This window comes from Streptomyces cahuitamycinicus (genome assembly GCF_002891435.1).
Lineage (GTDB): Bacteria > Actinomycetota > Actinomycetes > Streptomycetales > Streptomycetaceae > Streptomyces > Streptomyces cahuitamycinicus.
In genome coordinates this window covers 1-8,617 of sequence record NZ_POUC01000350.1, presented here as the reverse complement: position 1 = coordinate 8,617, position 8,617 = coordinate 1, and the positions used below count along the sequence as shown (strand labels likewise).

The window sequence follows — 8,617 nt, the reverse complement described above, 5'->3', positions numbered from 1 at the left end:
CCTCCTCGACGGCCCCGCGCTCGGCGTCCCCCGCCGCCTGAAGATCCGCGTCCAGCGCCGACAGGTCCGCGTTCAACGCCGCCATCAGCTCCTCCATCTGCTGCAACAGCCCTTTCGGCTGCCCGCTCCCGCCCTGCTGCGGCACGGTCTCTTCGGACATGACGGCCTCCTCGGCCCCCGGCCCCTGGGGAGGCCGACGCGGGTGACGCCCCGGAGGTCACCCCCGGTGCGGAAGCCGGGGGCTCCGGCTCCGCCCGAGCCAACGATCACCACCGGGGCCGGTCACTGGCCGGGCCGGGAGGCGGCTGCGGTATTGACGTATTTTCACCCGACCGGGGACCGCCGTGGACGGGGGACCGATCTCGTGATCGTCCGACGAGGCGGTGCAGGATGGAGGCATGGATCTTCGCATCTTCACCGAGCCCCAGCAGGGGGCCGCCTACGACACCCTGCTCACCGTCGCCAAGGCCACCGAGGACCTCGGCTTCGACGCCTTCTTCCGTTCCGACCACTACCTCCGCATGGGCAACGTGGACGGCCTGCCCGGCCCGACCGACGCCTGGATCACCCTGGCCGGACTCGCCCGCGAGACCAAGCGCATCCGGCTCGGCACCCTGATGACCGCCGGCACCTTCCGGCTGCCCGGTGTGCTCGCCATCCAGGTCGCCCAGGTCGACCAGATGTCCGGTGGCCGGGTCGAACTCGGCCTCGGCGCGGGCTGGTTCGAAGAGGAGCACAAGGCCTACGGCATCCCCTTCCCCAAGGAGAAGTTCGCCCGCCTCGAGGAGCAGCTGGAGATCGTCACCGGACTGTGGGGGACGGAGGCGGGCAAGACCTTCGACTTCCACGGCGCCTACTACGACCTCACGGACTCTCCCGCGCTGCCCAAGCCCGCGCAGCGGAAGATCCCCGTGCTCGTCGGCGGCCACGGCCCGTCCCGCACCCCGCGGCTGGCCGCGAAGTACGCCGACGAGTTCAACATGCCGTTCGCCTCCGTCGAGGACAGCGAGCGCCAGTTCGGCCGGGTGCGCGCGGCGGCCGAGGAGGCGGGCCGCGGCGGCGACGAGCTGACGTACTCCAATGCCCTCGTCGTCTGCGTCGGCCGGGACGAGGCGGAGATCGCCCGCCGGGCCGCCGCGATCGGCCGCGAGGTGGACGAGCTGAAGCTGAACGGCCTGGCCGGCTCCCCGGCCGAGGTCGTCGACAAGATCGGCCGCTACGCCGAGATCGGCTCCCGCCGCATCTACCTCCAGGTCCTCGACCTCGACGACCTCGACCACCTGGAACTGATCTCCGCGCAGGTGCAGTCGCAGCTGTCGTAAGCGCCCGCTGAGCCGCCCTCCATAAACGAAGGCGCTGGTGGGCACAGGTGTGCGAAGCTGTGGGCGTCGTCCTGCCGGGCCCCCGGGATCACCCTCCCCGGGGGCTCGCGCACGTACGGCACCGACAGCGTCCACCCAGCCGGAGAGGCCCTCCGCATGTTCCTGACGATCACCACCACCGGCACTCCGGAACGCCCCGCCACCGACCTCGGCTACCTGCTGCACAAGCATCCCGACAAGGCGCAGGCGTTCTCCACCTCCTACGGCACGGCTCACGTCCTCTACCCCGAGGCGGAAGCCCAGCGCTGCACGGCGGCGCTGCTGCTGGAGGTCGACGCGGTGGCACTGGTCAGGCGCGGCAAGGGCAAGGGCCGCGGCGGCGCCCCCGACGCGGCACTCGCGCAGTACGTCAACGACCGACCCTACGCGGCCTCCTCCCTGCTCGCCGTGGCGCTGAGCGGTGTCTTCTCCAGCGCGATGAAGGGCGTCTGCAACGCCCGGCCGGAACTGCCCGATCAGGCCAGGCCGCTGCGCGTCGAGGTGCCCGCGCTGCCCGCCCGCGGCGGCCCCGACCTCGTGCGGAAGCTCTTCGAGCCGCTCGGCTGGACCGTCGCCGTCGAGCCCGTGCCGCTGGACACCGAGTTCCCCGGCTGGGGCGACTCGCGGTACGTGAGCCTCGTCCTGGAATCGGACACCCTCACCCTCGCCGAGGCCCTGCGCCACCTCTACGTCCTGCTCCCCGTCCTCGACGACGCCAAGCACTACTGGGTCGCCCCCGACGAGGTCGACAAGCTGCTGCGCGCGGGTGAGGGCTGGCTGCCCGGCCACCCGGAGCAGCGGCTGATCACCAGCCGCTACCTGTCGCGCCGCTGGTCGCTGACCCGGCAGGCCACCGAGCGCCTGGAGCTGGTGCGCCTCGCCGAGGCCGACGACAGCGAGGTCGAGGAGATCGACAACGCCGTCGGGGCGGAGACCGAGGCCGAGGAGAAGCCGACCCCGCTGGCCGTGCAGCGCCGCGAGGCGATCGTCACGGCGCTTCGGCGGTCCAAGGCGGCCCGGGTCCTCGATCTCGGCTGCGGCCAGGGCCAGTTGGTGCAGACACTGCTCAAGGACCCGGCTTTCACCGAGATCGTGGGCGTGGACGTGTCGATGCGCGCCCTCACCATCGCCTCCCGGCGGCTCAAGCTGGACCGCATGGGCGAGCGGCAGGCCTCCCGCGTCCAGCTCTTCCAGGGCTCCCTCGCGTACACCGACGTCCGGCTCAAGGGGTACGACGCCGCCGTCCTCAGCGAGGTCGTCGAGCACCTCGACCTGCCCCGGCTGCCGGCCCTGGAGTACGCGGTGTTCGGCTCGGCGCGTCCGAGGACGGTCCTCGTGACCACCCCCAACGTCGAGTACAACGTGCGCTGGGAATCCCTCCCCGCCGGCCACGTCCGGCACGGCGACCACCGCTTCGAGTGGACCCGCGCGCAGTTCCGCGCCTGGGCCGAGACGGTGGCCGAACGGCACGGCTACGGCGTCGCGTTCGAACCCGTGGGTCCTGACGACCCCGAGGTGGGACCGCCCACCCAGATGGCCGTGTTCACCCAGACCGACCCGAAGGAGGCGAAGGCGGCATGACCGACGTACAGCAGGGGCGCGTGCTGCCCGTCACCGACCTGTCCCTGGTGGTGCTGGTCGGGGCCACCGGCTCCGGCAAGTCCACCTTCGCCCGCAGGCACTTCAAGCCCACCGAGGTCATCTCGTCCGACTTCTGCCGCGGCCTCGTCTCGGACGACGAGAACGACCAGAGCGCCACCAAGGACGCCTTCGACGTCCTGCACTACATCGCGGGCAAGCGCCTGGCGGCCGGCCGCCGCACGGTCGTGGACGCGACCAGCGTGCAGCCCGACGCCCGCCGCCAGCTGATCGACCTGGCCAAGCAGTACGACGTGCTGCCCATCGCCATCGTGCTCGACGTGCCCGAGGAGGTGTGCGCCGAGCGCAACGCGGCCCGCACCGACCGCGCGGACATGCCCCGCCGGGTCATCCACCGCCACACCCGCGAACTGCGCCGCTCCCTGAGGCACCTGGAGCGCGAGGGCTTCCGCAAGGTGCACATCCTGCGCGGCGTGGAGGAGGTCGAGCGCGCCACGGTCGTCACCGAGAAGCGGTTCAACGACCTCAGCCACCTCACCGGCCCGTTCGACATCATCGGCGACATCCACGGCTGCGCCGCGGAACTGGAGGCACTGCTCGGCAAGCTGGGCTACGCAGACGGGGTCCACCCCGAGGGCCGTACGGCCGTCTTCGTCGGCGACCTGGTCGACCGCGGCCCGGACAGCCCCGGCGTGCTGCGCCGCGTGATGGCGATGGTGAAGTCCGGCAACGCCCTGTGCGTGCCCGGCAACCACGAGAACAAGTACGGCCGTTACCTGCGCGGCCGCAAGGTCCAGCACACCCACGGCCTCGCCGAGACCGTCGAGCAGATGGCCGGCGAGAGCGAGGAGTTCCTCGCCGAAGTGCGGGAGTTCCTCGACGGCCTCGTCAGCCACTACGTCCTCGACGGCGGCCGGCTCGTCGTCTGCCACGCCGGTCTGCCCGAGAAGTACCACGGCCGCACCTCCGGACGCGTCCGCAGCCACGCCCTGTACGGCGACACCACCGGGGAGACCGACGAGTTCGGCCTGCCGGTGCGCTACCCGTGGGCGGAGGACTACCGGGGCCGGGCCGCCGTCGTGTACGGCCACACCCCGGTGCCGGAGGCCACCTGGCTCAACAACACCATCTGCCTGGACACCGGCGCGGTCTTCGGCGGCAAGCTCACCGCGCTGCGTTGGCCGGAGCGCGAACTGGCCGACGTCCCGGCGGAGCAGGTCTGGTACGAGCCGACGAAGCCGCTGCGCAGCGAGGCACCAGGCGGTCAGGACGGCCGCCCGCTGGACCTGGCGGACGTGCGGGGCCGCAGGGTCGTGGAGACCCGGTACCAGGGCCGCGTCTCGATCCGCGAGGAGAACGCGGCGGCGGCCCTGGAGGTCATGAGCCGCTTCGCGGTGGACCCGCGGCTGCTGCCGTACCTCCCGCCGACCATGGCCCCGACGGCGACGTCGCACGTGGAGGGCTACCTGGAGCACCCGGCCGAGGCCTTCGCCCAGTACAAGGACGACGGCGTCGCGCGGGTCGTGTGCGAGGAGAAGCACATGGGCTCGCGGGCGGTGGCCCTGGTGTGCCGGGACGCGGAAACGGCTCGCAAGCGCTTCGGCGTGGACGGGCCCACCGGGTCCCTCTACACCCGAACAGGACGCCCCTTCCTCGACGACGCCCCCCTCACCGAGGAGATCCTCGACCGGGTGCGCACGGCGATCGGCGAGGCCGGTCTCTGGGACCGTCTGGAGACGGACTGGCTGCTGCTGGACGCCGAGCTGATGCCCTGGTCGCTGAAGGCGTCCGGGCTGCTGCGGTCGCAGTACGCCGCCGTGGGCGCCGCGTCCGGCGCGGTGCTGCCGAAGGCGCTGGCCGCCCTGCGGGGCGCGGCGGTGCGCGGCGTGGACGTGTCGGGCCTGCTCTCCCGCACGAGTGAACGCGCCACCGACGCCGCCGCGTTCACCGAGGCGTACCGCCGCTACTGCTGGACCACGGACGGCCTGGACGGCGTGCGCCTGGCACCGTTCCAGATCCTCGCGGTCCAGGGACGCAGCCTCACCGGACTGCCCCACGACGAGCAGCTCGCCCTGCTCGACCGGCTCGTCGAGCACGACGGCAGCGGCCTGCTCCAGACCACCCGCCGCCTCTACGTCGACACCGCCGACCCCGAGTCGGTGCGGGCCGGCGTCGACTGGTGGCTGGAGATGACCGGCCGCGGCGGCGAGGGCATGGTCGTCAAGCCGGTCGGCGCGGTCGTCCGCGACGGTCAGGGCCGCATGGTGCAGCCCGGCATCAAGTGCCGCGGCCGCGAGTACCTGCGGATCATCTACGGCCCGGAGTACACGCGCCCGGAGAACCTGGCCCGCCTGCGCTCGCGGTTCCTCAACCACAAGCGGTCCCTGGCGACCCGCGAGTACGCCCTGGGCCTGGAGGCCCTGGACCGGCTGGCCGAGGGCGAGCCGCTGTGGCGGGTGCACGAGGCGGTGTTCGGGGTGCTGGCCCTGGAGTCGGAGCCGGTCGACCCGAGGCTGTGAGCCGGGGGCCGTGCGATTCCGGCCAGGCTTGTCCCGCCTGGGACCCTCCTGGCCGGGCGTCGCCCTTCCAGTCCCATTCGTCCCTGGTTAACCGTTGGTTGCCGTGCTAACTTCGCTGGTCTGCCCAGACAGGTGAACCGACTCAGGGGGAAAGTCGGTGCGGACAGGTACGGCGCCCGGCGAGTTCGGCGGCGCTTCCGGACATCAACCGGACTTCGAGCTGCTCTTACAGATCACGGACGTCCTCTGCGAGCTGGGCTGTGTGGAGGACGCGCCGAGCCGGGTGCAGTTCGCCGGCCTCCTGGGCGGACAGCTCCACCGGCCGGTGGACATCCGCGGCGTCAGGCTCCGTGAGGACGTGGTGAGTCTGGTGACCGCCGCGCTGAGCGTGGCGGGCGGCGAGCACGTACTGGTCGGGGTGGTCCGCATCCTCGAGGGAGCCCCCGCCGGAGACGAACTCGACCGGCTGATCGCTCCTGCCCCCGCCCTGGCCGGGCCGCTGTCCAAGGAGGACGAGAAGAGCGCACGCGTCGCGCTCTCCCGCGGAGACCTGCCCGCCGCACGCTTACGGGACGGTCTGGCCGAGGAACTCGCCGGCCTGGACCTCCCCGACGGACTCACCCCCGAGCAGCTCTTCGCGCACCTTCTCGAATGGAACGCGCAGGACGACGGCCTGCCGCCCGCCGTCCTGCTCCTCGACCACGCCGCCCGTCTCGCCGGCACCGTCGAGCACCGCCTCGCGCTCGCCGGCTGGGTCGACGACTGGACCGGACGCGCGAGCCTGACCGCGGAGTTGGCAAGGCGCCGGGACAGACGTGCGGCGGTGGTGTGGTCGCCCGACATCCCCCGCACCCTCGTCGTCGCCGTCGAACCGGCCCGGGACGGCAGCGCGGACGTGGTCGTGCGGACCTGGACCAACGCGACCCCGGGGCGCTGGGACCCCCGCCCCGGCGAACCCGAGACGACCCCCCTGGACGACCTCGGCCGAGCCGTGGACGAGGCGCTCCGGCGCGGCACCCGCCTCTGGCTGGTCCCGCGCGAGCCGGAGCCGCGCGGACCCCAGGAGCCGCCTGCGTACATAGAGTTCCTCCTTCCGTACGATCTGATGAACCACGATGTGGCGGGGTTGACGTTCGCCGTCGGCGACGGGGAACCCACTCCGCTCAGCCTGCGGTACGGGGTTCATCTACGCAGTCTGGAACGCATGCGTACGGACAACGCCGTGGTCCGGCAGCAGTGGCAGCGGCGTTGGGCGGCGCTGAAGCGGCACGGGATCACGGTGCACCCCTGGCGGGAAGCGGACGCCCGGCGGCAGCGCGCGTGGCAGATCGCGCTCGCCGGGGAATCCACAAGGACGGCAGTGCTGTTGGACGCGCCGACCGGGGCCCCGGCCCTGGAGGCGCTCAAAGCGGCGATCGCGGAGGGGATCGGGCTGGCCGTCTGGGACCGCAGAGGTGTGTTCATCGAGGAGAGGCGCGAGGTGGTGACCGCGGTGTTCGCGGCCGTCACGATGCCCGTGCAGCTTCCTTCCGTCATTCACCGCATGCGTCTGAACGCCGAGAGCGGCGCGGAGGACGCGGTCCAGTACCTGGCCCGGAACGTCGGATTCCTGTGGGACGACCCCACACGAGTCGTCGACCTCCAGGCCACCGACCCCGGCGATCTCGCCAGCTGAGCTAGGAGGCTTCGGCATGAGCGCACAGGAACGGACGGCCGCGGACGACTGGCGTGTCTTCCACGCCACCGGAAGCCCGCAGGGCGCCCCACCCGTGCTGCCCGATCCGCCGCCCTGGCGGAGGTTCCGCGGCGGCCCGGCCGTGGCCCCGCCCCCGGACGACGCGGAGGCCGCGCTGCGCCGGCTGGGCCCCGGCGGCCTGACCCCCCAGCTCGACGAGGAGCAGATAGAGACGGTCAACGCGGCCCTGCTGCTGCGCCGCCCGCTGCTGATCACCGGCCCGCCGGGCGTCGGCAAGTCGACGCTCGCCTACCTGATCTCGCGTGAGCTGGGGCTCGGCCGGGTGCTGGAGTGGAACGTCGTGAGCCGGACCAGCCTGCGGGACGGCTTGTACGTCCACGACGCCATGGGCCGTGCCCAGGCCATCGCCGCCTGGCAGGCCGGACTGCGCGAGACGGCACGGGCGGAGCCGGTGTTCGAAGACGCCGAACATTCCGTCAACTCGTCGGTCGCGGCAAAGGATCCCCAACTTGCGCCGGTTATAGGCGAGTTCATTACACTGGGGCCCCTGGGTACCGCCCTGCTGCCCTACGACCGGCCCCGGGTGCTTCTCGTAGACGAACTCGACAAAAGCGACATCGATCTGCCGAACGACCTGCTGCACGTTCTGGAGAATGGAAGTTATGAGGTTCCGGAGCTGGTGCGCGACGCCGCCGACGCGGCGAGCGTACACACCAGCGACCCGGGCAGCCGGGCCGTGGTGCGGGGCGGACGCGTCGAATGCCGGGAGTTCCCGGTCGTGGTGATCACCAGCAACGGGGAGCGGGAATTCCCCGCCGCCTTCCGTCGCCGCTGCCTGCCGATGGAGATGCACACCCCCACCAGGGAGCAACTCCTGGCCATGGTGGAGGGCCACCTCGGGCTCCGTCCGCAGGGCACCGAAGACCTCGTCGACCTGTTCGTCCAGCGGGTCCAGGCGGGTGGGATCCACTCCCTCGACCAGTTGCTGAACGCTGTCCAGATGACTACTGCGGGTGGTTTTCAGGCTGACGGTGACGGGCGTAAGCTCGTCGAACTGCTGCTCCGCGACCTCGCGAAGGGCCGCTGATGACCCGGGAGCGCGCATCCGGACCCGGCGACGGGGATCCCGCATCGGGATCGTCGACGCCTCCTTCGGTGTACCCCGAGCCGCCCGCGGGCGAGCGCGGGGACCGGGTCCCTGCCGCTCCCGATCATTTCGTACCGCGCTGGCAGGAGTTCGCCGACGCCGTGTGGCTGGCCGCCCACTGGAGCCGGTGCGGCGGACCCGGCGGCACGCACCGGCAGGCGCCGCCAACGGCCCCGGAAGGGGAAGCCGTCCGCCCGCGGGACTCCGGGACGGGACAGCCGTCCCCGCCGCCGGCGGACGACGACGCCCTCGCCGGCCGGCCCGCGGCCGACGAGGAAGGCACTCCCCCCGGGCC

At 72.2% G+C, this 8,617-nt stretch carries 5 protein-coding genes and 1 pseudogene; all 6 read left to right on the top strand.

Annotated elements, in window-relative coordinates:
• The first annotated feature begins 398 nt into the window (after window positions 1-398).
• The gene (locus tag C1J00_RS32590; protein WP_102912579.1) at window positions 399-1,322 is read left to right on the top strand and encodes an LLM class F420-dependent oxidoreductase; all 924 of its coding nucleotides are present in this window, start codon (window positions 399-401) and stop codon (window positions 1,320-1,322) included.
• 156 nt (window positions 1,323-1,478) lie between these two features.
• Window positions 1,479-2,942 carry a 3' terminal RNA ribose 2'-O-methyltransferase Hen1 gene (locus C1J00_RS32585; RefSeq protein WP_102912578.1) on the top strand — a complete coding sequence of 488 codons (1,464 nt, stop codon included), beginning with the start codon at window positions 1,479-1,481 and terminating at the stop codon, window positions 2,940-2,942.
• The gene (locus C1J00_RS32580) at window positions 2,939-5,479 is read left to right on the top strand and encodes a polynucleotide kinase-phosphatase (RefSeq protein WP_102912577.1); all 2,541 of its coding nucleotides are present in this window, start codon (window positions 2,939-2,941) and stop codon (window positions 5,477-5,479) included. Before C1J00_RS32585 ends, C1J00_RS32580 begins: the two co-directional genes overlap by 4 nt.
• A 157-nt stretch (window positions 5,480-5,636) precedes the next feature.
• Window positions 5,637-7,154, top strand: coding sequence for a VMAP-C domain-containing protein (locus tag C1J00_RS32575; protein ID WP_102912576.1), 1,518 nt, complete (start codon window positions 5,637-5,639; stop codon window positions 7,152-7,154).
• Window positions 7,155-7,170: 16 nt separating this feature from the next.
• Window positions 7,171-8,262: an AAA family ATPase gene (locus C1J00_RS32570; protein ID WP_102912575.1), complete on the top strand. Its 1,092-nt coding sequence runs from the start codon at window positions 7,171-7,173 to the stop codon at window positions 8,260-8,262.
• Between the two features lie 68 nt (window positions 8,263-8,330).
• Window positions 8,331-8,617, top strand: a pseudogene (locus C1J00_RS46005) (hypothetical protein); the annotation flags it as partial.